This is a genomic window from Gordonia sihwensis NBRC 108236 (assembly GCF_000333035.1).
Taxonomy (GTDB): domain Bacteria; phylum Actinomycetota; class Actinomycetes; order Mycobacteriales; family Mycobacteriaceae; genus Gordonia; species Gordonia sihwensis.
Genome location: NZ_BANU01000010.1, coordinates 101,507 through 124,431 on the forward strand (window position 1 = coordinate 101,507; position 22,925 = coordinate 124,431).

Sequence of the window (22,925 nt, forward strand, 5' to 3'; positions counted from 1 at the left end):
AATTGCGGTGTGGAAACGAGCGATGCGAAGCGCACCATTCTGATCACCGTCAGCGGACCCGACCATCCCGGCGTCACCTCCTCCCTGATGGGGGCGTTGTCGTCGGTGGGCGTCGATCTGCTCGACGTGGAGCAGGTCGTGATTCACAACCATCTGACCCTCGGTGTACTGGTGACCGCCGACGGCGATGTGGAGGACCTGCAGGACGCGGTGTCCGCGCAGATGGCCGACCGCGGCATGCACGTCGACATCGACCTCGATCCGCACGGCAGAGAACAGGCCGCCTCCACTCACGCCGTCGTGGTCCTCGGCCGCCCGATCTCCGCGGAGGCCTTCCAGGCCGTGGCCGCCGAACTGCATCGTCAGGGCGCGAACATCGACTCCATCCGCGGAGTGGCCGACTACCCGCTCACCGGCCTGGAGCTGATGATCAAGGCCGTCGACACCGAGGACTCCGACGCGGCCATCCGCGAGGGGCTCGGCGCGGTGTCGGCGAAGTACCCGATCGACGTCGCGGTCGAACGCGGCGGGCTGGCGCGGCGTGCCAAGCGCGTCATCGTCTTCGACGTCGACTCGACGCTCATCCAGGGCGAGGTCATCGAGATGCTCGCGGCCAAGGCCGGCCGCGAAGCCGAGGTCGCGGCGGTCACCGAGGCCGCCATGCGCGGGGAACTGGACTTCGCCGAGTCGCTGCACGAGCGGGTCAAGGCACTCGAGGGCCTCGACGCGGAGGTCATCGACCGGGTCGCGTCGTCCCTGGAACTGACTCCCGGCGCGCGCACCACCATTCGCACCCTGAACCGCCTCGGGTACCACTGCGGTGTGGTCTCCGGTGGCTTCCGCCAGGTGATCGAGCCGTTGGCCGGAGAGCTGGAACTCGATTTCGTGCGCGCGAACACTCTGGAGATCGTCGACGGCAAGCTGACCGGTCGGGTGATCGGAGAGGTGGTCGACCGAGAGGGCAAGGCTCGCGCGCTGGCCGCCTTCGCCGAACAGATGGGCGTCCCGATGGAGCAGACCGTCGCGGTCGGCGACGGTGCCAACGACATCGACATGCTGACCGCCGCCGGCCTGGGCATCGCATTCAACGCCAAACCCGCGCTCCGCGAGGTCGCCGACACCACCCTCGACCATCCGTACCTCGACGCCGTGCTGTTCATGCTCGGCGTCACCCGCGACGAGGTGGAGGCGGCCGACAGTCGCGACGGCGTGGTGCGACGCGTGCCGATCGACTGATCGGATGAGCGTCTCCGTCACCGATCAGTACCGGCGCCTGGTGTCGTACCAGGGTGCCTACGACGATCCCGAGGACCCGCAGAACGTACAGGCCATGCAGATGGTCCTGCACATCGAGAAGAAGGACCCACCCGAGCGCCATTCGCTGCTGGTGGCGGCGGCCCGAGCCGTCGTCCTGCTCTGTCTGGACCCTCGTGTCGCGGCGGGCGGGGAGTGGGCCGCACCGATGGACGCCTGGTGCGATGCCCGGATCCGCAAGATCGCCCGACGCGCACGGGGCGCCCAATGGGAGGCGGCTCAAGGCGTACCGGGAGTCACCGCGACCGTGAGCGGCGTGCAGGCTCGGGCGTATGTGCCGAGCCGCATCGGCGACGTCGACAAGCGGATCGCGAAATTGCAGATCGGCGGCACCGAGGTCGACGGCCCGCTACCGGGCGACGATGCGCCGGTGGACGGTTCCGCCGTCCTGATCCTCTGGGTCAATCCGGGCCTCGAGATGACGGTGGGGAAGACGGCGGCACAGGTCGGTCACGCGTCGATGCTGGGAGTCCGCCTGATGTCGGAGACGCAGACCGCGGACTGGTATGCGGAGGGCTGTCCCCTGGAGGTCCGCCTGCCGGGACCGCAGCACTGGGCCCGTCTCGTCGACGCCGCCGCGGCCGGCGACGCCGTCCCCGTGCAGGATGCCGGTTTCACCGAGATCGCGCCCGGGTCGATGACCGTGATCGCTGAACTCGCCCGGCCGTGAGCTGTTCGGCTCCGCCGCACGGCGGTCGTAGCCGGACAGCTCAGACGCTCGGGGCCAACTTCTCCACGGTGCCGAACCACACCTCGCGATCGCCCGCCAGCGGGGCGAGGATCAATTCGTCGGCGCCGATACGCTCGGCGAACCGATCGAGTCGGCCCAGGACGTCGTCGGGTGTGCCGACCGCGGCGAGCCGAAGCATCTCGTCGACCTGAGCGCCCTGCGGTCCGTCGAGCAGAGCGGCGGCGTCCGCGTCACTCAGGTGACGTCCGCGGTTGAAGAGGAACTTGATCCGCTGCAGTTTCGCCGATCGGAGCTGCTCGTAGGCGCGGTCGGCGTCGTCGTCGGCGATGACGGTCGCGGCCGCCATCACGTACGGCTCGGTCTGTCCGCCGTCGGGCAGCGGTGCGGGCCGGAAGTCGCGCACGTAGAGTTCCACCGCCCGTTCCAGGGCCTGCGGCGCGAAATGCGAGGCGAAGGCGTAGGGGAGACCGAGGGCCGCGGCGAGCTGAGCGCCGAACAGTGATGATCCGAGGATGTAGAGCGGGACACCGGTGCCCGCGCCCGGGGTCGCGACCACACCGTGGACCGAGGAACCCGCGAAGTAGCGCTGGAGCTCCACGACGTCGCCCGGGAAGTTCTCTGCGGCCGCGGGAGTGCGTCGGAGCGCGGTGAACGTGGCCTGATCGCCGCCCGGCGCGCGCCCGAGGCCGAGATCGATGCGGCCGGGGTGGAGCTCGGCGAGGGTGCCGAACTGCTCGGCGATCGCCAGCGGCGAGTGGTTGGGCAGCATCACGCCGCCGGCGCCGAGACGGATACGGGAGGTGTGGGCCGCCATGTGCGCGACGAGGACCGCGGGCGCTGCGGACGCGATGGCCGGCATGTTGTGGTGCTCGGCGTACCAGATCCGCCGGTAACCGGTCCGGTCCGCGAACTGCGCCATCCGGAGCGAGTGCGCGAGGGACTGGGCGACGGTCTCGCCGGGGCCCACCTGAGCGAGGTCGAGGAGGGAGAACGGGACGCGGGACCGCGCGGCGCGGGAATCGGCCGGCGAGTCTGAGGGATCGGAAACGACGGAATCGGTCACTGATGGTTCAGCGGTGCGGGGCGTCTTTGTATTCCGCCGCACCGGCGATGTGAGGCATCCGGCACCATGGAGACGTGACCGAACTGATTGCTGACCCCGACCTGCTCATCGATTTTCGCGACGTCTCCCTGGTGCGTGACGGCAAGACGCTCGTCGGCCCGGTGAACTGGCAGGTGGAGCTCGACGAGCGATGGGTGATCATCGGGCCCAACGGCGCTGGGAAGACGTCGCTGCTCCGGATGGCCGCGGCCATGGACTTCCCCACCCGCGGTGAGGCGTTCGTGGTGGGCGAGCGGCTTGGCCGCACCGACGTGCGTGAGCTGTCGACCCGGATCGGCATGGTGAGTTCGGCGATGGCGGCCCGTGTGCCGGGCGACGAACTCGTCTCCGACCTGGTGATCTCGGCAGGCTATTCGGTGCTGGGCCGCTGGCGCGAACAGTACGACGAGATGGACCGGGCGCAGGCGGCGGACATCCTGGAGTCGATGGGCGCCGAACACCTCGCCGATCGCACGTTCGGCACGTTGTCGGAGGGCGAACGCAAGCGAGTGCTGATCGCCCGAGGTCTGATGACCGACCCGGAACTGCTGCTTCTGGACGAGCCGGCCGCGGGACTCGATCTCGGCGGGCGCGAGGAACTCGTCGACCGGCTGAGTGTGCTCGCATCCGATCCGGATTCCCCGGCGCTGGTGCTGATCACGCATCACGTCGAAGAGATTCCGCCGGGCTTCACGAACATCATGATGCTGTCCGAGGGCGCCGTGACCGCACAGGGTCCGCTCGACGAGGCGCTCACGGCCGAGAACCTCACGGCGACCTTCCGCCAGAACATCGCGCTCACCCGGGACGACGGCCGTTACTTCGCTCGTCGCGCACGCCGAGCGGGCGGTCACCGTCGCGGGGAATGACCCGACCGGCCCACCGAATATCGATGCGGCGTTTCTTGGGTATGCGAGTATTGAATCCGGCCGACCGAGCGTAAGTTCGGTCGCAGACGATCGCTCAGTCGAAGGAACGTGCATGTTTGCTGAAGAAGGTTCGGCCCAGGTGCCGCTGCGGGACGCCTCCACGGTCGTCCTCGTCCGAGACTCCGCCGACGGCATCGAGATCTTCCTCCAGCGCAGGGTCAAGCAGATGGCGTTCGCCGGCGGGATGACGGTGTTCCCCGGCGGCGGTGTCGACGATCGCGACCGCGATGCGGAGATCGCGTGGGCGGGCCCGGACGTGGACTGGTGGGGCGAGAAGTTCGGCACCGACGTCGAGACCGTGCGGGCGCTGGTGTGCGCCGCGGTCCGCGAGACCTTCGAGGAATGCGGGGTGCTCCTCGCCGGGTCGGCCGACGCCGTCCATCCGGACCCGGCGAGCCTGGCGGGTGAACGCGCCCGCCTGGTGAACAAGGAGATCTCGTTCGCGCAGTTCTTGAACGAGCACGCACTGGTGCTGCGCACCGATCTGCTCGCGCCGCTGTCGCACTGGATCACCCCCAAGAACGAGGTTCGCCGCTACGACACCCGCTTCTTCCTCGCGGAACTCCCCGCCGGGCAGAACGCCGACGGCGAGACCTCGGAGGCGGCCGCCACCGAGTGGCAGACCGCGGAGCGAGCGCTGGCCGACTGGGAGGCGGGGCGGCACTTTCTGCTCCCGCCCACGTGGTCGCAGCTCCGAGAGGTCGCCCGGTACGCGACGGTCGCCGAACTGATGGCCGCCGAGCACGTCATCGCGCCGGTGGAACCGGCCATCGCCGACCCGGCAGGACTCCAGGGGCTCCGCTTCGCCGACTCCGACGAGTACCTCGCCTCGCTCGCCGACGGCCGGATGGAACGGCTCGGGGACACCGCGTCGTAGCCGGAGAGGGGCGCGGCATCCGGCGCGGGTGCTACTCGCCGGCGAGTCCGTCTCGGTCGGCCCACTCCAGCAGGGGGTCGAGCCGGAATGCGCGGTCGTCGATCGCGCGGTGAAGGTCGCCGAGTTCGGCGTAGCGGGCGGGCATCGTCGCGACGGTGAAGTCGTCCGGCTCGGCGTCGTCGATCTCGTCCCAGCGCAGCGGCGCCGAGACCGTGGCGCGGGCGTTCGCGCGGATCGAGTACGCGGCGGCCATCGTGTGATCCCTGGCGTTCTGGTTGAAGTCGATGAAGACGGCGTCGGGATCGCGGTCCTTGCGCCACCACGTCACCGTGGCGTCGCCGGGCAGCCGTCGCACCACTTCGGCACCGAAGGCGTGTGCGGCGCGGCGCACGTCGCCGAATCCCCACTCGGGTTCGATGCGAACGTAGACGTGCAGTCCGTGCCCGCCGGACGTCTTCGGGAATCCGCGGATGCCGAGTTCGTCGAGTATCTCGTGGACCACGTGCGCCACCCGGCGGACGCGGGCGAAGTCCGCGCCGGGCATCGGATCGAGGTCGATCCGCCACTCGTCGGGCTGTTCGACGTGCGAGCGCCGCGAGTTCCAGGGGTGGAACTCGACAGTCGCCATCTGTACGGCCCAGAGCACCGCCGCGGGCTCGGTCACGCACAGTTCGTGGACGGTGCGCGAGTACCGGGGGAAGAAGATGTCGACGGTCTGCACCCAGTCGGGCGCACCGGCTGGGAGCTTCTTCTGGTGGACCTTCTTCTCCGCCGTCCCGCGAGGGAAGCGGTGAAGCATGCACGGCCGTTCGTACAGAGCGCGGGTGATGCCGTCCGCGACGGCCAGGTAGTACCTCGCGAGGTCGAGCTTCGTGAGTCCGGCATCGGCGAAATAGACACGGTCGGGGCTGCTCACCCGCACGTCGCGAACCGACCCGTCGGGCCCGGGAACCTGCAGTACGACGGCTTCGTCACCCATGCGGCAACACTAATCCCTCTCGGGAGGGTTCAGGTGTCACATGCTTACCGCCCGGTTGGGTCGACGACCTGACTTACCGGTAGCCTGCCCTCATGGCTGAGTTTGTGACGCTGGAGACGTCCGAGGAACATCCGGGCGTCGGGACGATCCTGCTGAACCGTCCGCCGATGAACGCGCTGAACCGTCAGGTCCAGAATGAGCTCGCGGCGGCCGCCGACGAGGCGAGCGTGCGCGACGACGTCAAGGCCGTCGTCATCTACGGCGGGCCCAAGGTGCTGGCGGCGGGCGCCGACATCAAAGAGATGAACGATATGTCGTTCTCGGACATGCAGAAGGTCGCCGGACGTCTGCAGCGGGCGCTGGGGGCGATCGCCGAGATCCCGAAGCCGACGGTCGCGGCGATCACCGGTTACGCGCTGGGCGGCGGACTCGAGGTGGCGCTGGGCGCCGATCGGCGCATCGTCGGCGACAACGCCAAGCTCGGCGTGCCCGAGGTGCTGCTCGGAGTGATCCCCGGAGGCGGCGGCACGCAGCGGCTCGCGCGGCTGATCGGTCCCTCGCGGGCCAAGGACATGATCTTCACCGGTCGGTTCGTCGGTGCCGAGGAAGCTCTGCGGATCGGTCTCGTCGACCAGGTGGTGGCACCCGACGACGTGTACGACGAAGCGCTGAAGTGGGCGGGCCAGTTCTCCGGAGCGGCTTCGGCCGCCCTCGCCGCCGCGAAGACCGCCGTCGACTCGGGTCTCGAAGTGGACCTGGCCACCGGACTCAAGATCGAAGAACAGGCTTTCGCGGCCCTGTTCGCGACGCAGGACCGCACCATCGGCATGGAGTCGTTCGTAGCCAACGGCCCGGGCAAAGCCGAATTCACCGGAAAGTAGGGAAAGACCCGACAATGACCGCCATCGACGACCAGAACCCCGCCGATCCGTCCCCCACGGGCGTCGACGCCGCCGATCAAGTGGACCCGGCACCCAATCCGCATGCCACCGCCGAGCAGGTGGAGGCCGCGCTGAAGGACACCAAGCTCGCGCAGGTCCTCTACCACGACTGGGAAGCCGAGACGTACGACGAGAAGTGGTCGATCTCCTTCGACGAGCGCTGCATCGACTACGCCCGCGGTCGTCTCGACAAGATCCTTCCCGATGCGCCGCTGCCGTACGGCCGGGCCATGGAACTCGGTTGCGGCACCGGCTTCTTCCTGCTGAACCTGATGCAGTCGGGTGTGGCGGAGAAGGGCTCGGTCACCGATCTGTCGCCGGGCATGGTGAAGGTGGCGCTGCGCAACGCGGAGAACCTCGGCCTGGACGTCGACGGCCGGGTCGCCGACGCCGAGAGCATCCCGTACGAGGACGACACCTTCGATCTGGTCGTGGGCCACGCGGTGCTGCATCACATCCCCGACGTCGAGAAGTCGTTGCGGGAGGTGCTGCGCGTGCTCAAGCCCGGCGGCCGCTTCGTCTTCGCCGGCGAGCCCTCGACGTACGGTGACTTCTACGCCCGGTGGATGAGCCGCGCCACCTGGTGGGCCACCACCAATATCACGAAGTTCGGGCCGCTCAAGTCGTGGCGCCGGCCGCAGGAGGAACTCGACGAGAGCTCGCGCGCGGCGGCACTGGAGGCCGTCGTCGACATCCACACCTTCTCGCCCGAGGATCTGGAGCGACTGGCGACCAGCGCGGGTGCGGTCCAGGTCGAGTCGGCCGCGGAGGAACTCGCCGCTGCCATGCTCGGCTGGCCGGTCCGGACTTTCGAGGCCGCGGTGCCGCCCGAGAAGCTCGGCTGGGGCTGGGCGGGCTTCGCGTTCGGCGGCTGGAAGCGCATGACCTGGCTCGATGAGAACGTCCTCCGCAAGTTGGTTCCGCCGAAGTTCTTCTACAACGTTCTGATCACCGGAGTGAAGCCGGAGAAGTAGGGCACCCTCCGCAAACGATCGACGCACCGCTCGGCATCGGCGACCTCCTCCGCGAGGGGCCGGAGCCGGGCGGTGATCGCTATGGCGGCCCGGCGCCGTCGAACACCGCCACCTGGAAGTCGGTCATCAGCCGACGGCAGCGCGTGTAGAAATCCCGCCTCGTGGTGCCTATCGCGCGCAGCGCCGGCCCGTGGTCCAATGCCACCACCGCGATCACGACGGTCGCGAAGGTCTGCCACGCGCCGCCCGCCGGCCTGCGCGCCCATCGCGGTGCGGGCGCGAACGCCTCGCGCAACCGGCGTTCCTGGAAGCGGACGTGGTGGCGTTCGTCGTCCAGGATCCGCGACGAGACCTCGCGCAGCAGAGGGTCGGACGATGCGGCGAGCGCGCCGTAGTATTCCAGTGCGATGAGCTCGGCGGTCGCCAGTACCAGCAGTTCGCTCCGCAGTCCGAGGGCGCGCCGCGTCGCGACGAACACGCGGTCGGACCAGTGCCCGGCGATCGTCGGCGCCCCGGCTGCCCGAAGCAATTCGGCCAGCATGCGCGCGTGGTTCTGTTCCTCGGCGACGAACATCCGAACCGCCGCGGCGTAGTCGGGATCGCCGGTTGCTTCCGCAAGCCGGATCAGCGCAGCGCCGTCGCCGCTCTCGCCCACCTGGAACCGTTGCAGACTCCGGATCACCGGTGACGGGAGTCGGCTGCCGGCTCGCCAGTCGGGGTCCGGATTCTGCTCCCGGATACGGGACCGTGTCACGAACTCCTCGCTCCATGTCATGGTGCCGGTTATACCGGTTATCGCACCGACTAGGGTTGCGCTGTGGGTTACGAGTTCAGCATCGACGACGTCGACTACCTGCGTTCCCGGTACGGCGACAAGGCCCTCCAGAACGCGTCCGCGATGGCCCTGACTCCTGATTCGCTGCTGCGTGAGATGCCCGATCTGCGCTCCCGGTACGGCGACCTCGCGCCGGCGCTCGTCGAGACCGTCCTCAATCGCCGTAGGGCCGCCGGACGGTTGGCTCACGCCGATCAGCTGCTGGCGAGCGACACCGCGGTCCAGCAGGCCACGGCGGCGGCCGTGGCCGAGCACCGGGCGGCCGACATCGCGGCGCGCTATCTCGGAGCCATCGTGCACGACGTGACCTGTTCCATCGGATCGGAGATGATGGCGCTGTCGGTGACGAGCGGCATCGCCGGTGTGATCGGCAGTGACGTCGATCCGGTCCGGTTGGCGATGGCCGACCACAACATGTCCCTGGGCGACGAGCGGCGCTCGCCGTGGCTGCTGGCGCGCGCCGACGCCCTCGCGCCGGTGTCGAACGCTGACGTGGTGATCGCCGACCCGGCGCGCAGGAATGCGCGTGGCCGAACCTTCAAGCTCGACGAACTCGATCCGCCGCTGTTGGAGTTGCTCGCGGTGTACGCCGGACGCGAGCTGGTCGTCAAATGCGCCCCGGGGCTCGACTACCGACTGCTGCGCGATCGGTTCGGTTTCGAGGGCCAGGTCCAGATCGTCTCGCTCGACGGCGGCGTCCGCGAGGCATGTCTGTGGAGCGAAGTGACGCAGCCGCGCCGCCGAGCGACCGTCCTGCGCTCAGCCGGCCGAGACTACGAGATCACCAGTGCCGATCCCGACGACATCGATCCGCCGGGAGTCGACGAGTGGATCATCGATCCGGACGGCGCGGTGGTTCGCGCCGGTTTGGTGCGGAACTACGCCCACCGACACGGGCTGCGGCAGTTGGACCCGCAGATCGCGTACCTGACCGGTGGCCGTGTGCCCGCGGGGGAGCGCGGCTTCCGGGTGCTCGACCAGCTGGGGGTCTCGGAGAAGAACCTTCGGGGCGCACTGGCGGCGCACGACTGCGGGAGTCTGGAGATCCTGGTCCGGGGGCTCGACGTGGACCCCGACCGTCTGCGAAAGCGGCTGAAGCTCAAGGGCTCCCGACCTCTTGCGCTGATCATGACGCGCATCGGTCGGTCGGGGACCGCGTTCCTGTGCGAGCCGGGTGTCCGGCGCTAAGACGTCGACTTCGGGCTGTAGTAGTACACGGCGCCGATATTGGTGGCGACCGCCAGGCGGCCGGTCGGCGAGACCGCGACGCCCGTCGCGAATCCCTTGGCGTCCGGCATCGGCAGTGTGCGTTCGGTAGCGCCCGAGCGTGTGTCGATCTCCATCAATTCGAGGTTCTGGTCGGCGCCGGTGCGGACCACCGTCCACGCGGTGCCCGCCGCGGTCATGCTCGACAGTCCCGTCGTCTGGAGGTCGTCGCGGCGAACGACTTCTTCGGCCCTGTCGCCGGCGTCGCGCAAGATCACCAGCGGGGCGCCGATGGTGCCCGCCGGGATGATCAGTCCGTCGGGAGAGACGGACATGGTGCCGAACCCGTATCCGCCGTTGTCGTGGGTCCACTTCACCGCGCCGTTGGACGCGTCGAGTGCGTTGATCCGGCCGTCCCTGCTGAAGGCGTAGACGGTCTTGCCGTCGGCCGACACGGTGGGAGGGCCGACCACACCGCCGGGAAGATCGGTGGCCCACTGGTCGGTGATCGCCTGGTGGTCGCCCTGGCGGGCGTACGAGAGCGCCTTCACCTGCGACGATTTCGCGCCCTGCGGGAAGAAGTTGAGGAAGAGGCGCTGGTGCGCCCAGTCGACGGCCGGGGGCGCGGAGATCGCGCATCCCGGCCCGCCGCTCACGCAGTCGCCCAGCCCGGTCAACGGGTCGGCGGCGGGCGCCGACCAGAGCTCGGCCTGCGGCATCGCGAGATCGCCGTTCTGTGAATTGAGGATCGTCACCTGGCCGAGCGACGTGGTCACCAGCACGTGGCCGGGGCCGACGAACTTGGCCGACGTCGGTACTCCGGCCACGTCCTTGCGCCAGCGGATCGCTCCGCCGCCGGTGAGCGCCAGGAACCGGCCCGGCTCTCCGATGTACGGCTGCGAGAACTGATCCACGACGGCCGCGTTGCCCCAGAAGCCGTCGGCCATGCGCTTGCAGAAGTTCTTCCGTCCCGCTCGCGAGTCGAGCACCAGGAAGTTGCAACCGACCGGCGTCCGTGCGCTGACGACGACGTCTCCGCCGCCGTTGAGGGTCACCGGACTGGTCACCGGGCCTCCGGTGGGCCGGGTCCACGACAGTTCGAGGTCGGCCGGCGGTCGTGCGAAGCTGTAGTTCGAGTTCGCATTGTTGCCGCCGTACGACGACCAGCCCGCCGCGGGCACCGACCGCACGTCCAGGTGACCGTCGGAGCAGGAGGCGACGATCAGCGCGGTCAGCGCCCCGAGAACGGCGGTGCGGAGGATCGCGCGCATACGTCGGCGTGCGGCCTGGGTCATCGTGCTCCGATCTGGTCGAGATGCGCGACTGCCGTCGCGCCCGCGCACGACTCTATCGTGTCGTGTCACCAGGCCAATCGTCCGCTGGCGGAGGTCTGTCGGAGACCGTCGTTTACTGTGTGTCTTCATGACCACGATGTGGAACGCCTCCTATCGTTCACGCTGGCGTGCCGGACGCCGCCGCGACCCGCAGCAGGTTCGTTTCCTGACGATGGACTCGCTGCGCTGGGTGAAGCGCAATCGCGCGTGGACACCGTGGTATCTCGTGCGCTACTACCGTCTGGCCAGGTTCCGGATGGCGAACCCGCACATCGTGCTGCGCGGCATGGTCTTCCTCGGCAAGAACGTGGAGATCCACGCGACGCCGGAACTGTCGCGGATGGAGATCGGGCGCTGGGTGCACATCGGCGACGGCAACTCCATCCGCTGCCACGAGGGCAGCATGCGCATCGGGGACAAGACCGTCTTCGGTTGCAACAACGTCGTCAACTCATATCTCGATCTCGAGATCGGCGGATCGACGCTGATCGCGGACTGGTGCTACATCTGCGACTTCGACCATGTCACCGACAATCTCGACCTGCCGATCAAAGACCAGGGCATCGTCAAAGGGCCGGTGCGAATCGGCCCGGACACCTGGATCGCCGCCAAGGTGACGGTGCTGCGCAACACCACCGTGGGGCGTGGCTGTGTGCTCGGTGCCCATGCGGTGGTGCGCGGAGTGATCGACGACTACGCGATAGCCGTCGGCGCGCCCGCCCGCATGGTGAAGAACCGCAAGGAGGCGTGGGAGGCCGGCGCCGAGCAGCGCGCCGAACTCGAACGCGCCTTGGCCGACATCGAGCGCAAGAAGGCCGCCGCCCGGGGCGAGGACACCAGCGCAGAGTAGCGCCTCGGCCGATCCAGGATCGGCTCACCGCGGCTGCCGATCAGCCGCCGGAGGTCAGCCGGCCGGAGCCACCGGAACCGGTTCGACGGAGGTCTCCGGCTGGGCGGCCGGGGCCTCCGGGGACGGAGCGTCGGGCGCAGCGGTGGTCGGCGGCGTGCGCGCCTCACTCCAGACCCCGCCCGAGCGGCTCACCACGACGACGGTGCCGTCGGGTTCGGTGATCTCCAGCCGCTCACTCTGCGGCAACCAGCGCACCGAACTCGACGACGGGAAGCTGCCCCGGTAGACGACCTCGGTCGAGGTCGCGTCCCGGATCGTCACCGCGCCGCCGTCGTCGTAGAACGCGAACTGTCCGGACGAGGTGAGCGTTCCGCCCGGCGGAAGTTCGGGGGTGGCGCTCGGACTGTCGGTGGTGGACGGCTGCGCCGGCTTCGACTCCGACGACCCTGGAGCGGTCGACGGGGACTCAGACGTGGAGGGGGCCGCGGAGCTCGACGGGGCTGCGGAGGTCGAAGCGGTCGCGGAACCGCTCGGGCTCGCCTTGGGTGCGGCCCGCGAGACGGATGACGGCGAGAGACACTCGAAGTAGGGCAGTGCCGGTGGGAGAAGTCGCGCGGCGTGGAACTGGACTTGGACGGTCAGTGTCCGCTGCGACGGGAAAAGGTAATCGTAGGCCCGCAGGGAAATGGTTAGAACGGTGTCGCCGCCGCCGAAGAGCAGGTCCCAGAGCCAAGTCCAGAAGCTGCCCCCTGTGATGTCCTTGGTGATGGTCGAGTTTGCGGGGTAAGCACTGGTCAGGAAAGTGTCAGCCTCGGTGGACGAGCCTTTCGTCACCGACAGGACGAATTTCCGGTTCGGGTCCGGCTGTGCCACGTTGGGCCAGCTGAATTGCACCGATTTCGAGAGTCCGAATCCAGGATTCGAGGCGGTACAGGCCAGAGAGATGGGGTCGGCCTCCCACCCGGTGGCCAGCGCGCCGGTTGCGGTCGCCTGGTCTGACTGCGCGGCTCGAGCCGGCCCGGAACCGTGTATGCCGGAGGCTGCGACGGCGATGACGGTCACCGCCGCGGTGCCGGCGAGCAGCCGATGAGCGATCTTCGTGTTCCGCCACCCCCGCGCGGGTGCGAATGCGATAGCCAGCAGGGCGGCTACCGCGAGGGCCTGGAGGGTGAGGGTGAGCGGGTTGGCGAGCCACGATGCGACGTACCCGAGGATCGGCACAGTGAAGAGAACGCGCCGTGCGTCGGCGACGATGTACCGGTTCGGGTCGGGCGCAGAGTTCGCATCGCCCTGCATCGTCAGTTCAGCGGACGCCGAGGACTTCGCGTCGACGGATACTACGCGATGGGTGACGCGTGTGCCGTCGTCGCGCACGACCGTGGCGACGTCTCCGGGCTCGAGGCGGTTCGCGTCGATGGTCTTCGAGATGCCGAGGGATCCCACGGGAATGGTCGGCGCCATCGATCCGGTCTCGAAGATCAGCGGCCGGATACCGAAGATCAGGGCCACGACCGTGGCGAGGAGGCAGAGTGCACCGAGAACCGCGCCCACGGTGAGCGCGCGATCGGCGAGGCGCCGAGGCCCGGCCGGCCTGGTCGGCGTGGCGGTGATCGGTTGAGTGGGGGCGTCGTCGTTCACGTGGCTATCCCGTCGCATCGAAGAAGAAGACGACGCTGCCTGCAGACCCGAGGTTGAGGCCCGCGTACTGCGCCGGCGTGTCGGTCCGGAGTGTGAGCTGCATGCACAGCCGCTCGCTGCTGCCGACCGCCAACGGCCGCGGGGGTACGCCAGTGAATTCAGTCTTCGCCGTGGAGACGTTCTGTGCCGAGACGAGGGTGGCCGATCCCGACGGACACACCGTGCCGGTCGACGTGCTGCCGACGGTGGCGTTCGCGGCGACGACTGTTGATTTCAGTGTCGTCCACCGGCCGACGTCGGTGGGCGGTGTGCCGGAAGTGCCGGTCGCCTGCACCGAGGGGACGTACGTGAGCGCGACCGAGCCGACATTCTGGACGTCCACCATTGCAGCAGTCGTGTAGGCCGGGAGCAGTGTTCCCGGGAAGGTGAGGGTCGCGGTGTGTGACCCGTTCGCCTCGATCTTGAGGACCCCGGTCGTGAACGTTCCCGACAGTGTCTGGGAGGTGGTGGACCACAGCGCCGAGGTACCTATCGCGCCGGTACCCAGGAGCACGCCGCACGCGAGCAGCGCGCGGACCCTCTTCGAGGTGACCGCCGTCTTCCATCCGGGTCTCACGATTCTGGCTCCTTCGAGGAAGGTCGCTCGGGAAGGGGATCGTCGGCACTGGCGTCGGCGATCGGCTGGGTCTGCGCGTCGCTGTGCACGGCGGCGAACGTCTCGGTCGGAGTGTCGTCCGCCGGCCCCGCGGCCGCTTCGGCGGCGGCTCTGTCACGGCGCTCCTGTCTCCAGTCGGTGTAGAACTGCCACGCGCCGTAAGCGAAGAGCAGTCCGGCGAGGACGAACACCGTCAGGGTGCGTTTGGCGCCGCTGAACCAGGTGTTGACATAGCCCAGAAGCGGAACCGAGTACCAGAGCACTCCGCGGACCTGCACCGGCCGGACCGGTGGGTCGACGGCGCTGTTGGCGTCGCCCTTGGTGATCAGCCGCGGCTGACCGGACGGCGACTTGTCGAATCCGACCACTCGGTGGGTCACCACACCGGGCTGTCCCGACTTCACCTGATAGGTGACCACATCGCCGACCTCGATCGACGAGAACGGACGCGGCTTCACCACGATCAGCGTTCCCGGCGGATAATCCGGCCGCATGGACCCGGTGAGTACGGAGTACGGCCGCGTCCCGGCGACCTTCGGTATCACGATGGTCGTGAACAGCACGGCGAATGCCGCGATGAGAAGAATCCAGCTGACCGTCTGCCACAGAATGTGCAGTGCTCGCTGACGCGGTGTGCGCTCCACCTCCGCCGAGCCGCCGGTCTCGGTCCGAGCCGATTCGTCGCCGGTCACGGGTTCTGTCCCGGCCGCAGCTGTCCGACGGAGAAGTCGAAGTTGATCTGATACTGGGCGGGCTGGGTGCCGGTGACGGACTTCAGCTGGGCCTGCACGCACCAGGTGGTCTCGGCGCCGACGTCGAGCACCTTCCAATCCGATGACGACGGGGACGTCGGCGCGATCGCCGTGTGCGGACCCGTGGTGTCGGTGGCGGGAAAGGCCCCGCTCAGATCCCCCGTGCCGCCGGGGCAGCCACCGACCGAACCCGACAGCCGTACCGTGACCGCCGAACCGGAGGACGTGATCGACGGCCCGGCGCTCGCGAGCAGGAACTTGATCCGCGTGGAACCGGTGTTCTTGATCTTCAGCGGCGCCTGCGTGACGTTGCCGACCGCGATGTTCGTTCCCTGCAGTGCGGGGAAGGTGTGGGACGACGCTCCGTCGCCATGTGCATCGAGGCCGATGGTGCCCGTCTCGATGGTGCCTGGATTCCGAGTCTCCTCATCGGCCCACAGAGCCCCGGTGGTGTACACCGATCCGAAGATCAGTGCCACCACCAGGACTCCGAGGGCTCCGAGCAGCAGTCTGCGCTGGGTCACGGTCCGGGGTTTCGCTCAGCGATTCTCCGTCAGGACGGCCGGACCTGGTTGAGTGTGATCTTCATATTGCTGACCTGCACCGAGGCGTTGGTGTCCTCGGTACCCGGTGTCGATTCCTTGAACTCGACCTGGACGGTCACGGGGAGCTCCTGCCCGTTCGTGACGTCGATCGGCGTGGTGGTGGTGTCGGTGCCGTTGACCGAGGTGGTCACGACGAAGTTGTCAGACGGCACGTTGGTGGTGCCGAGGTTCACGCCGAGCGTGGCCTTCATGTTCTTACCGGTCGCCGTGACAGTGCAGTCACCGGAGTACTTCCAGACGTCGCCGGGAACCATCAGGTCTTCGAGGGGATTGATCGCGCTGCCGCCGATCATGGTCGGCGAGACGTCGGTCCAGGTGCCGCCGGTGCCGCAGTCGAGCCCGAAGTCGCCGGTCGTGATGTTGCCGCCGACGATGTCCTCGGTGTCGTTCCACAGTGCGTACGATCCGACTCCGCCGAGCAGGAGGATCGCCCCCGCGCCGACGGCCAGTGCACCTTTGGTCTTACGGTTCATATCTCTTACCTCTGGTCGCGGTGGTCATCGTCGACGCCACCGAACTCGAAAATCGTGACGTTGTGCCACTGACCAAGTAATCGCAGACGTCCGAATAGGCCGTTACCTTCTGTTATCGAACCGTTATGTGCATCGGGCATGTCGTCCACAGGCGCATGGGCCGAAAGGCCTCGATCAGGGCTGCGACGGGTCTCGATCGGGCATCGGGCGCATCGGAATGTCCGGACGGCCGAGGTCACGCGGCGGGCGCCTGCGCGCAGCCGCGTACACCGATGCGGTGCGCTTGGCGATCGACTGCCAGGTGAATTCCTCGCCCAGCCGGGTACGGGCGCGACGGGCGCGCTGCTGCGTCGCCGCCGGGTCGTCCAGGGCCTCGCAGACGGCGACGGCGAGTCCCTCCGGATCGAAGGGGTCGAAGGTCCAGCCCGTCTCGCCGTCGGTCACCGCTTCGCCGAGCCCACCCGCCGTGGACGTGATCAACGGGATGCCGGTGGCGGCTGCCTCGAGGGCGACGATGCCGAACGGTTCGTAACGGCTCGGCAGGACGATCGCGTCGCAGCGGTGCATCAGTTTCAGCAGGCCGTCGTGGTCCTGCCGTCCGACGAAGTCGACCGCGGCCGTCACCTGATGTTCGAGGGCCAGCTGGCGCAGCCAGCCGATCTGGGTGCCGTCGCCCGCAACCGTGAGGTGCGTGCCGGGGTGCGCCCGCCGGATCACCGGGAGTGCCTCGAGCAGATCCTGCACGCCCTTCTCGAACTCGAGCCGACCGGCGAAGAGCAACTCGGGCGGACCGCTGCGCGGGCGTCGATCCACGAACCGCCAGGTGCCGACGTCGATTCCGTTGTGGATCACGGTGATCGGCGCCAGGTCGGGGCCGAAGAGAGTCGCCACCTCCTCGCGCATGGACGCCGAACAGGTGATCAGCGCGTCGGAGGCATTGGCCAGCCACCATTCGACCGAGTGAACCTGCCGGTTGATGTGGCCGGCCACCCATCCGCTGTGCCGCCCGGCTTCGGTGGCGTGAAGAGTCGAGACCAGCGGAACGTCGAAGTACTCGGCCAGCGCAACCGCGGGGTGGGCCACCAGCCAGTCGTGCGCATGCACCACGTCCGGCGGTGGGCCGTCACGCAGGAGGCGCAGGCCGGCGCGGACGAAGCCGTGGCCCATCGCCAGCGTCCACGCCATCATGTCGGCGCCGAAATCGAACGCCGGCGGGTCTTCGGCCACCGCGATCACACGGACGCCGTTCACGACGGTGTCGGTGGTGGGATGGGTCCGGGCGTCGGTGCCCGACGGTCGGCGGGTCAGCACCGTCACCTCGTGGCCCAGGCCGGCGACGGCCTCGGTGAGATGGTGGACGTGGCGGCCGAGGCCCCCGACCACCACTGGCGGGTACTCCCAGGAGACGATCAGCACGCGCATCAGAACCCGCCTTCGCGGCTCGGCAGACGGCGGGCGTCGAGTGCGCCGAACAGATTGTCGGCGCGGCGCCACCCGGCGGCCAGCCCGGCGGCCCGCTGCTCCTTGCCCGCATCGGAGGCCTCGCAGATCTCTCGCGTGGCGTGCGCATGCTTGTACGCGCGGTCCTGGGCGTAGCCGGCGGCGGTGTCCTTCGAGATCATGAACGGCCAGTCGGACTGCACCGTCAGCAGCGTCTCGCGCAGAATCTGGTCGGCTACCTCGTCCCGCACGTCCGGAATCCCGTGACCGCCGTCGAGCCGCTTGTCGAGGCAATCGAGCGCGGTCGCGGTGACCTCCTCGTTGAGCCGCACCAGGTGCTGCACCTGCGGACCCTCCCAGACGCGCCAGTCCTTGCCCGAGCCCCACGACGAGTCGTCGATCCGGACCGGGTCGCCGACGAATCCGTTCCGGCGGGCGGTGGCGAGCGATCCGACCGTGATCCCCGACTCGGGCAGCCTGCGCATGAGCCGCTCGAGCCATACCGGTCCCTCGTACCACCAGTGGCCGAACAACTCGGTGTCGAAGGCCGCGACCACGTGTGCGGGACGGCCGATCCGGTCCGACTCGGCGATGAGCCGTGAGCGCACGCAGTCGATGAAGTCGTCGACGTGCTTGTCGATCACGGGGTCCACGAGAGCCGGATCGTAGGGCTTCTTGGCGTCACCCGGCACGTTCTTGCCGGTGACCCGAACGGGTTTGAAACCGGTCAGGTGATCGTAGGTGTGGAAGTCGCGGTAGTTCGCGTGCCCGGGGTAGCCGGACTTCGGCGACCACACGCGGTAGCTGACGGTCAGATCGCGTCCGAACGCGACGACGTCGGAGTCGCCCACCGGGCGGCCGAGCGCCGTGTCGCCGTGCAATGTGGGGCCGTCGACCATGAAGTGGCCTACGCCGGCAGCGGCGTACTCCTGCTCCATGCCCGGCGTGTACGCGCACTCCGGCGCCCAGATGCCCGACGGCTGCGTGCCCCAGCGCAACCGCGCGTCGGCGAGACCCTCCCGGAGGGAGAACTGCCGGAGTCGTCGGTCGAGCAGCGGCTGGAAGGGATGGGCGAGCGGTCCGCCGAGCAGTTCGATCACCCCGGCGGAGACGAGCGGACGGATCTGCGGGCTGCCGCCGTGCCGCCACTGCGACTCGAAATCGGCCAGTGCTCCGGCGGCCGCACGGAACTCGCGGTGGCCCATCGCACGACGGTCGGCGTCCGGTGAGGTCGCGGCCTCCATCGCGCGCAACTGCCAGTCGGCCAGCCACTCGTACATCGACGTGGCGCAGTGCGGGTCGTCGAGCTGGGCGGCCAGCACCGGGGTGATGCCCAAGGAGATCAGGTCGGTGTATCCGTCGTCGGCGAGGCGTCGCAGGGCGGCGAAGACGGGCTGGTAGCAGTGTGCCCACGACTGGTACAGCCATTCCTCGCCGACCGGCCAGCGGCCGTGATTGGCCAGCCACGGCAGATGCGAATGCAGCACCAGGGTGAACTGGCCGGGTACCTTCTCGGCGCGCGGTGCAGCGGCGGTCGTGCTCATCACGGCTCCAGATCGAGGGTCGTCAGCGGCGCACGGCCACGGCGAGCAGGTCGAGACTCGCGTCGATGTCGGCGTCGTCGGCGGAGAGGATGTCGAAATCGGAGGTCGCCACCGCGGCGACGTCCGCGGCCAGGTCGGCGGGCCACTCGTCTCCGGCGAGTGCGCGGTCGATCTGGGCGTCGATGATCGATCCACCCCATTTCTCGTCGAGGTCGCGCAGCGCCGGGCCGTGGTGGACGCCGAGCATCTGCCGGACGTCGAAGGCCGCCGGGCCGGCGTCGTCGGGCCCGTTCGGCGCGGCCGCTCCGGTCAGCAGTTCGGTCAGTTCGGCCGCGCTGAGCTCCCGGGTGTGGAACGGGTTCAGCGGAGTGTCGCGGCCGGGGGAGAAGGTGATGCGGTTCGGGGTGCTCATCAGAAGCACCCCGCCCGGGCGGAGAACGCGGTGGCACTCGGCGACGAAGGCACTCTGGTCCCACAGATGTTCGATCACCTGGAAGTTGACGACCACATCCACCGATCCGTCGGCCAGCGGGAGGTCGATCAGATTGCCCCGGTGGACGACCAGTTCGGGGTACCGGCGGCGTGTGTGATCGACGGCCTGCTCGTCGTAGTCGACGCATGTCACCGACTTCGCGCGCGCGGCGATCATCGACGCGCCGTAGCCCTCACCCGATCCGGCTTCGAGGACGTCGCGGCCCGCGCAGTGGTCGAGGATGTACTCGTAGGCCACCTCGTGCCTGCGGAACCAGTAGTTCTCCGCGGCGATTCCGGGTACGGTGCGTTCACCGGTGAGCGCGAGCTGATCGGACTGCGGTGTCGCCTGGTAATCGGTCACCGCCACGACCTTAGTACCCGTGCGGGTGGGCGCCTGCATGCGGGAAGTGATCGGTGCCATGTTCTCGTCGCCGAGTACCAGCCGCTAAAGTGATGAGTGAACCATGGCCTTACCGGCCGGTAAGTTGCCGAACCCGATGCAGGAGGTCGACGTAGACCCATGACGAATATTGTCGTTCTGATCAAGCAGGTTCCCGACACGTGGTCCGAGCGCAAGCTCGCCGATGGCGATTTCACGCTCGACCGGGAAGCCGCCGACGCAGTGCTCGACGAGATCAACGAGCGCGCTGTGGAAGAGGCGCTGCAGATCAAGGAAGCCAACGGCGGCGAGGTGACGCTGGTGTGCGCCGGTCCCGAGCGCGCCACCGACGCCATCCGCAAGGCTCTGTCGATGGGTGCGGACAAGGCCATCCACATCAAGGACGACCTGATGCACGGCAGCGACGCGGTCCAGACCGCCTACGTTCTGGCGTCGGCGCTGGGCACCATCGAGGGCGTCGAGATGGTCATCGCGGGCAACGAGGCCACCGACGGTCGCAGCGGCGCTGTGCCGGCGATGATCGCCGAGTACCTCGAGCTGCCGCACCTGACCCACCTGCGCAAGCTGGAGATCGACGGCGAGACCCTGCGCGGTGAGCGGGAGACCGACGAAGGCATCTTCAACGTCGAGGCCGCCCTGCCGGCGATCGTCTCGGTCAACGAGAAGATCAACGAGCCGCGCTTCCCGTCCTTCAAGGGCATCATGGCCGCCAAGAAGAAGGAAGTGAATGTCGTGACCCTCGCGGAGATCGGCGTCGAGGCCGACACCGTCGGTCTGGCCAACGCGGGCAGCACCGTCACCGGCGTCACCCCGAAGGCCGAGAAGACGGCCGGCGAGCGCGTCACGGACGAGGGCGACGGTGGCGTCAAGGTCGCCGAGTTCCTGGTCGCGGCGAAGATCATCTGATCGCGCCCACCACTTCATCTGGCGAACCCATAGACATTCAGGAGAACAATCATGGCTGAAGTACTCGTGCTCGTTGAGCAGGACGCCGAAGGTGGGCTGAAGAAGGTCACCAGCGAGCTCATCACCGCGGCGCGCGCCCTCGGCACCCCGTCCGCTGTCGTCGTCGGCAAGCCGGGCTCGGCTGCCGGCGTCACCGCGGGTCTCACCGAGGCCGGCGCCGAGAAGATCTACGTCGCCGAGTCGGACGACGTCGCGAACTACCTCATCACCCCCAAGGTCGACGTGCTGTCGCAGCTGGCCGAGGCGAACGGCGCCGCAGGCGTCCTCGTCGCCGCCACCGCGGACGGCAAGGAGATCGCCGGCCGTCTGGCCGTGCGTCTGGGCTCGGGTCTGCTGACCGACGTCATCGAGGTCAAGGAGGGCGGCGCAGGCGTGCACTCGATCTTCGGTGGCGCGTTCACCGTCGACGCGCAGGCCGGCGGCGATACCCCGGTCATCTCGGTGCGCCCCGGCGCCGTCGAGGCCGCGCCGGCCGCCGGTGCGGGCGAGGTCGTCGAGGTCGAGGTTCCGGCTCAGGAAGGCGGTGTGAAGATCACCGGCTTCGCGCCGAACGTCGGCGGCGACCGCCCCGAGCTCACCGAGGCGTCGATCGTCGTCTCCGGTGGCCGCGGTGTCGGTTCGGCCGAGAGCTTCTCGGTGGTCGAGGCACTGGCCGACTCGCTCGGTGCCGCTGTCGGCGCATCGCGTGCCGCCGTCGACTCGGGCTACTACCCGGGCCAGTTCCAGGTGGGTCAGACCGGCAAGACCGTGTCGCCGCAGCTGTACATCGCCCTCGGCATCTCGGGCGCGATCCAGCACCGTGCCGGCATGCAGACCTCGAAGACCATCGTGGCCGTCAACAAGGACGAAGAGGCCCCGATCTTCGAGATCAGCGACTTCGGCATCGTCGGCGACCTGTTCAACGTCGCCCCGCAGCTGACCGAGGAGATCAACAAGCGCAAGTGATGCGCTGATCTTCGCGTAAGCGTCGAGATCGCCCCGCCGCACCCCGTGCGGCGGGGCGATCCGCATTTCCGCGTGAGCCGAGCACGACAGGAGTTCACCCGCAGTGTCCGGACACGTCACGTCGCATTGCCGGGGACGTTCAACGACGCGCCTTGACTGCGAGGCATGACAGTAACGGACGTCTCCACCGGATTCCCGTCTCCGATCCTCGCGCGACCGGTCCTCGCCGGGGGCGACTACCAGGTCCTGATCTCCGAGAACCCCTACGACATCGACGACGCGCAACGACTCCGATACGAGGTATTCAACGGCGAGCCCGGCTACTCCGACGCCATCGGCGACGCCGATTCGGGCCGCGACGCCGACGCTTTCGACGAGTTCTGCGACCACATGCTGGTCCGTCACATGCCGACCGGGGCACTCGTCGGCTGCGCCCGGGTGCTGCCGCCGCCCAGGGCGATCGCAGCCGGCGGCTGGTACTCGGCCGGTGAATTCGATCTCGGAGAGCTCTCGGAGATCCGCGGCGAGACGGTCGAGATGGGCCGCGCGGTGGTCGATCCGGGTCACCGCAGCGGTTCGGTGACGGCGATGCTGTGGGCGGCCGTCCTGAACTACCTCGAGGCGGGCGGTTACCGGTATCTGATGGGTTGCGTATCGGTGCCCCTGGAATCGGCGATCGGCCGCGGTCGGGAACTGCGCGGGATCCGCGACCTCGCCCGCGACAGGCACCGGGCGCCCTGGCAGGTGTACCCGTACCGGCACGTGGAGGTCGACGGAGCCAGGCTCGACGATCTGGAGCCTCCCGCCGTCAACCGGCTGCCCGCACTGTTGCGCGGCTATGTCCGCCTCGGTGCCCGCGTGTGCGGGGAGCCGGCGTTCGACGAGGTGTTCGACGTCGGTGACTTCCTCACCGTCCTGGATCGCCACAACGGCGACCAGCGGTACACCGACCGTCTCCGGGGTGCGATGACCCGGCTCGGCGCCGACGGGAAGTAGGCGCA

Annotated in this window: 23 protein-coding genes; 11 read left to right on the top strand and 12 right to left on the bottom strand. The window is 68.7% G+C overall.

All coding sequences use genetic code 11. The annotated features are described in order from the left end of the window. Positions 1–9 precede the first annotated feature (9 nt). Both serB and GSI01S_RS07360 read left to right on the top strand, forming a co-directional pair. Positions 10–1,236, top strand: coding sequence for a phosphoserine phosphatase SerB (gene serB, locus GSI01S_RS07355; protein ID WP_006895876.1), 1,227 nt, complete (start codon positions 10–12; stop codon positions 1,234–1,236). 4 nt (positions 1,237–1,240) lie between these two features. Beyond that, positions 1,241–1,984, top strand: coding sequence for a peptidyl-tRNA hydrolase (locus tag GSI01S_RS07360; protein ID WP_006895877.1), 744 nt, complete (start codon positions 1,241–1,243; stop codon positions 1,982–1,984). A gap of 40 nt (positions 1,985–2,024) precedes the next feature. Here the strand turns inward: GSI01S_RS07360 and GSI01S_RS07365 are convergent, their stop codons facing one another. Further along, positions 2,025–3,068 carry an LLM class flavin-dependent oxidoreductase gene (locus tag GSI01S_RS07365; protein ID WP_006895878.1) on the bottom strand — a complete coding sequence of 348 codons (1,044 nt, stop codon included), beginning with the start codon at positions 3,066–3,068 and terminating at the stop codon, positions 2,025–2,027. 74 nt (positions 3,069–3,142) lie between these two features. On the opposite strand from GSI01S_RS07365, the gene GSI01S_RS07370 reads away from it, so the two are divergent. Together GSI01S_RS07370 and GSI01S_RS07375 are read left to right on the top strand one after the other, a co-directional pair. Next, complete coding sequence (locus GSI01S_RS07370) at positions 3,143–3,976, top strand: ABC transporter ATP-binding protein (RefSeq protein ID WP_006895879.1); 834 nt, start codon at positions 3,143–3,145, stop codon at positions 3,974–3,976. A 112-nt stretch (positions 3,977–4,088) separates the two neighbouring features. Beyond that, positions 4,089–4,913, top strand: coding sequence for an NUDIX hydrolase (locus GSI01S_RS07375; RefSeq protein WP_006895880.1), 825 nt, complete (start codon positions 4,089–4,091; stop codon positions 4,911–4,913). Positions 4,914–4,944: 31 nt separating this feature from the next. Here GSI01S_RS07375 and ligD read toward each other — a convergent pair whose 3' ends face one another. After that, positions 4,945–5,892 carry a non-homologous end-joining DNA ligase gene (gene ligD / locus GSI01S_RS07380; RefSeq protein WP_006895881.1) on the bottom strand — a complete coding sequence of 316 codons (948 nt, stop codon included), beginning with the start codon at positions 5,890–5,892 and terminating at the stop codon, positions 4,945–4,947. Positions 5,893–5,984: 92 nt separating this feature from the next. Between ligD and GSI01S_RS07385 the strand changes: the two genes are divergently transcribed. Beyond that, positions 5,985–6,773, top strand: a complete 789-nt coding sequence (locus GSI01S_RS07385) for an enoyl-CoA hydratase/isomerase family protein (RefSeq protein WP_006895882.1) — start codon at positions 5,985–5,987, stop codon at positions 6,771–6,773. A gap of 14 nt (positions 6,774–6,787) precedes the next feature. Beyond that, a complete protein-coding gene (locus GSI01S_RS07390) occupies positions 6,788–7,807 on the top strand; it encodes a class I SAM-dependent methyltransferase (protein WP_006895883.1) in 1,020 nt (339 codons plus the stop codon). Between the two features lie 79 nt (positions 7,808–7,886). On the opposite strand, the gene GSI01S_RS07395 is transcribed toward GSI01S_RS07390, so the two are convergent. Beyond that, on the bottom strand, positions 7,887–8,561 hold the full coding sequence (locus tag GSI01S_RS07395; protein ID WP_006895884.1) for a ferritin-like domain-containing protein: 675 nt from the start codon (positions 8,559–8,561) through the stop codon (positions 7,887–7,889). 63 nt (positions 8,562–8,624) lie between these two features. Between GSI01S_RS07395 and GSI01S_RS07400 the strand changes: the two genes are divergently transcribed. Beyond that, on the top strand, positions 8,625–9,830 hold the full coding sequence (locus tag GSI01S_RS07400) for a THUMP-like domain-containing protein (protein ID WP_006895885.1): 1,206 nt from the start codon (positions 8,625–8,627) through the stop codon (positions 9,828–9,830). Here GSI01S_RS07400 and GSI01S_RS07405 read toward each other — a convergent pair. Further along, the gene (locus GSI01S_RS07405) at positions 9,827–11,143 is read right to left on the bottom strand and encodes an outer membrane protein assembly factor BamB family protein (RefSeq protein ID WP_006895886.1); all 1,317 of its coding nucleotides are present in this window, start codon (positions 11,141–11,143) and stop codon (positions 9,827–9,829) included. The two genes, GSI01S_RS07400 and GSI01S_RS07405, sit on opposite strands and share 4 nt — an antisense overlap. A 127-nt stretch (positions 11,144–11,270) precedes the next feature. Between GSI01S_RS07405 and GSI01S_RS07410 the strand changes: the two genes are divergently transcribed. Continuing rightward, positions 11,271–12,032, top strand: a complete 762-nt coding sequence (locus GSI01S_RS07410) for an acyltransferase (protein ID WP_039867167.1) — start codon at positions 11,271–11,273, stop codon at positions 12,030–12,032. 54 nt (positions 12,033–12,086) lie between these two features. Here GSI01S_RS07410 and GSI01S_RS19480 read toward each other — a convergent pair whose 3' ends face one another. The 8 genes from GSI01S_RS19480 to GSI01S_RS07450 form a co-directional block, all read right to left on the bottom strand. Further along, complete coding sequence (locus tag GSI01S_RS19480) at positions 12,087–13,670, bottom strand: S24/S26 family peptidase (RefSeq protein ID WP_006895888.1); 1,584 nt, start codon at positions 13,668–13,670, stop codon at positions 12,087–12,089. 4 nt (positions 13,671–13,674) lie between these two features. Then, positions 13,675–14,286, bottom strand: a complete 612-nt coding sequence (locus tag GSI01S_RS07420) for a hypothetical protein (protein WP_006895889.1) — start codon at positions 14,284–14,286, stop codon at positions 13,675–13,677. After that, a complete protein-coding gene (locus tag GSI01S_RS07425) occupies positions 14,283–15,017 on the bottom strand; it encodes a signal peptidase I (protein ID WP_006895890.1) in 735 nt (244 codons plus the stop codon). The genes GSI01S_RS07420 and GSI01S_RS07425 overlap by 4 nt, the downstream gene beginning before the upstream one ends. Further along, positions 15,014–15,601 (bottom strand): hypothetical protein, encoded by a 588-nt coding sequence (locus GSI01S_RS07430; RefSeq protein WP_006895891.1) that lies wholly within the window; start codon positions 15,599–15,601, stop codon positions 15,014–15,016. Before GSI01S_RS07430 ends, GSI01S_RS07425 begins: the two co-directional genes overlap by 4 nt. A 29-nt stretch (positions 15,602–15,630) precedes the next feature. Continuing rightward, positions 15,631–16,155: an alternate-type signal peptide domain-containing protein gene (locus GSI01S_RS07435; RefSeq protein WP_006895892.1), complete on the bottom strand. Its 525-nt coding sequence runs from the start codon at positions 16,153–16,155 to the stop codon at positions 15,631–15,633. A 174-nt stretch (positions 16,156–16,329) separates the two neighbouring features. Next, positions 16,330–17,577 carry a glycosyltransferase family 4 protein gene (locus GSI01S_RS07440; protein ID WP_006895893.1) on the bottom strand — a complete coding sequence of 416 codons (1,248 nt, stop codon included), beginning with the start codon at positions 17,575–17,577 and terminating at the stop codon, positions 16,330–16,332. After that, positions 17,577–19,139 carry a 1,4-alpha-glucan branching protein domain-containing protein gene (locus GSI01S_RS07445; protein WP_006895898.1) on the bottom strand — a complete coding sequence of 521 codons (1,563 nt, stop codon included), beginning with the start codon at positions 19,137–19,139 and terminating at the stop codon, positions 17,577–17,579. The genes GSI01S_RS07440 and GSI01S_RS07445 overlap by 1 nt, the downstream gene beginning before the upstream one ends. Positions 19,140–19,161: 22 nt before the next feature. Next, positions 19,162–20,034, bottom strand: coding sequence for a class I SAM-dependent methyltransferase (locus GSI01S_RS07450; RefSeq protein ID WP_006895899.1), 873 nt, complete (start codon positions 20,032–20,034; stop codon positions 19,162–19,164). A gap of 99 nt (positions 20,035–20,133) precedes the next feature. On the opposite strand from GSI01S_RS07450, the gene GSI01S_RS07455 reads away from it, so the two are divergent. The 3 genes from GSI01S_RS07455 (at position 20,134) to GSI01S_RS07465 (ending at position 22,920) form a co-directional block, all read left to right on the top strand. Then, positions 20,134–20,919, top strand: a complete 786-nt coding sequence (locus tag GSI01S_RS07455) for an electron transfer flavoprotein subunit beta/FixA family protein (protein ID WP_006895904.1) — start codon at positions 20,134–20,136, stop codon at positions 20,917–20,919. 51 nt (positions 20,920–20,970) lie between these two features. Further along, positions 20,971–21,924 carry an electron transfer flavoprotein subunit alpha/FixB family protein gene (locus tag GSI01S_RS07460; RefSeq protein ID WP_006895905.1) on the top strand — a complete coding sequence of 318 codons (954 nt, stop codon included), beginning with the start codon at positions 20,971–20,973 and terminating at the stop codon, positions 21,922–21,924. Between the two features lie 165 nt (positions 21,925–22,089). Next, on the top strand, positions 22,090–22,920 hold the full coding sequence (locus tag GSI01S_RS07465; protein ID WP_006895907.1) for a GNAT family N-acetyltransferase: 831 nt from the start codon (positions 22,090–22,092) through the stop codon (positions 22,918–22,920). Positions 22,921–22,925: the final 5 nt, after the last annotated feature.

Excerpts from the sequence above, each read along its gene's own strand:
- GSI01S_RS07440 (WP_006895893.1), bottom strand. The coding sequence starts at position 17,577 with ATGCGCGTGCTGATCGTCTCCTGGGAGTACCCGCCAGTGGTGGTCGGG.
- GSI01S_RS07390 (WP_006895883.1), top strand. The coding sequence starts at position 6,788 with ATGACCGCCATCGACGACCAGAACCCCGCCGATCCGTCCCCCACGGGC.
- GSI01S_RS07460 (WP_006895905.1), top strand. The coding sequence starts at position 20,971 with ATGGCTGAAGTACTCGTGCTCGTTGAGCAGGACGCCGAAGGTGGGCTG.
- GSI01S_RS07375 (WP_006895880.1), top strand. The coding sequence starts at position 4,089 with ATGTTTGCTGAAGAAGGTTCGGCCCAGGTGCCGCTGCGGGACGCCTCC.
- GSI01S_RS07410 (WP_039867167.1), top strand. The coding sequence starts at position 11,271 with ATGACCACGATGTGGAACGCCTCCTATCGTTCACGCTGGCGTGCCGGA.
- GSI01S_RS07445 (WP_006895898.1), bottom strand. The coding sequence starts at position 19,139 with ATGAGCACGACCGCCGCTGCACCGCGCGCCGAGAAGGTACCCGGCCAG.
- GSI01S_RS07360 (WP_006895877.1), top strand. The coding sequence starts at position 1,241 with ATGAGCGTCTCCGTCACCGATCAGTACCGGCGCCTGGTGTCGTACCAG.
- GSI01S_RS07405 (WP_006895886.1), bottom strand. The coding sequence starts at position 11,143 with ATGACCCAGGCCGCACGCCGACGTATGCGCGCGATCCTCCGCACCGCC.
- GSI01S_RS07435 (WP_006895892.1), bottom strand. The coding sequence starts at position 16,155 with ATGAACCGTAAGACCAAAGGTGCACTGGCCGTCGGCGCGGGGGCGATC.
- GSI01S_RS07465 (WP_006895907.1), top strand. The coding sequence starts at position 22,090 with ATGACAGTAACGGACGTCTCCACCGGATTCCCGTCTCCGATCCTCGCG.
- GSI01S_RS07455 (WP_006895904.1), top strand. The coding sequence starts at position 20,134 with ATGACGAATATTGTCGTTCTGATCAAGCAGGTTCCCGACACGTGGTCC.
- GSI01S_RS07385 (WP_006895882.1), top strand. The coding sequence starts at position 5,985 with ATGGCTGAGTTTGTGACGCTGGAGACGTCCGAGGAACATCCGGGCGTC.
- ligD (WP_006895881.1), bottom strand. The coding sequence starts at position 5,892 with ATGGGTGACGAAGCCGTCGTACTGCAGGTTCCCGGGCCCGACGGGTCG.
- GSI01S_RS07450 (WP_006895899.1), bottom strand. The coding sequence starts at position 20,034 with ATGGCACCGATCACTTCCCGCATGCAGGCGCCCACCCGCACGGGTACT.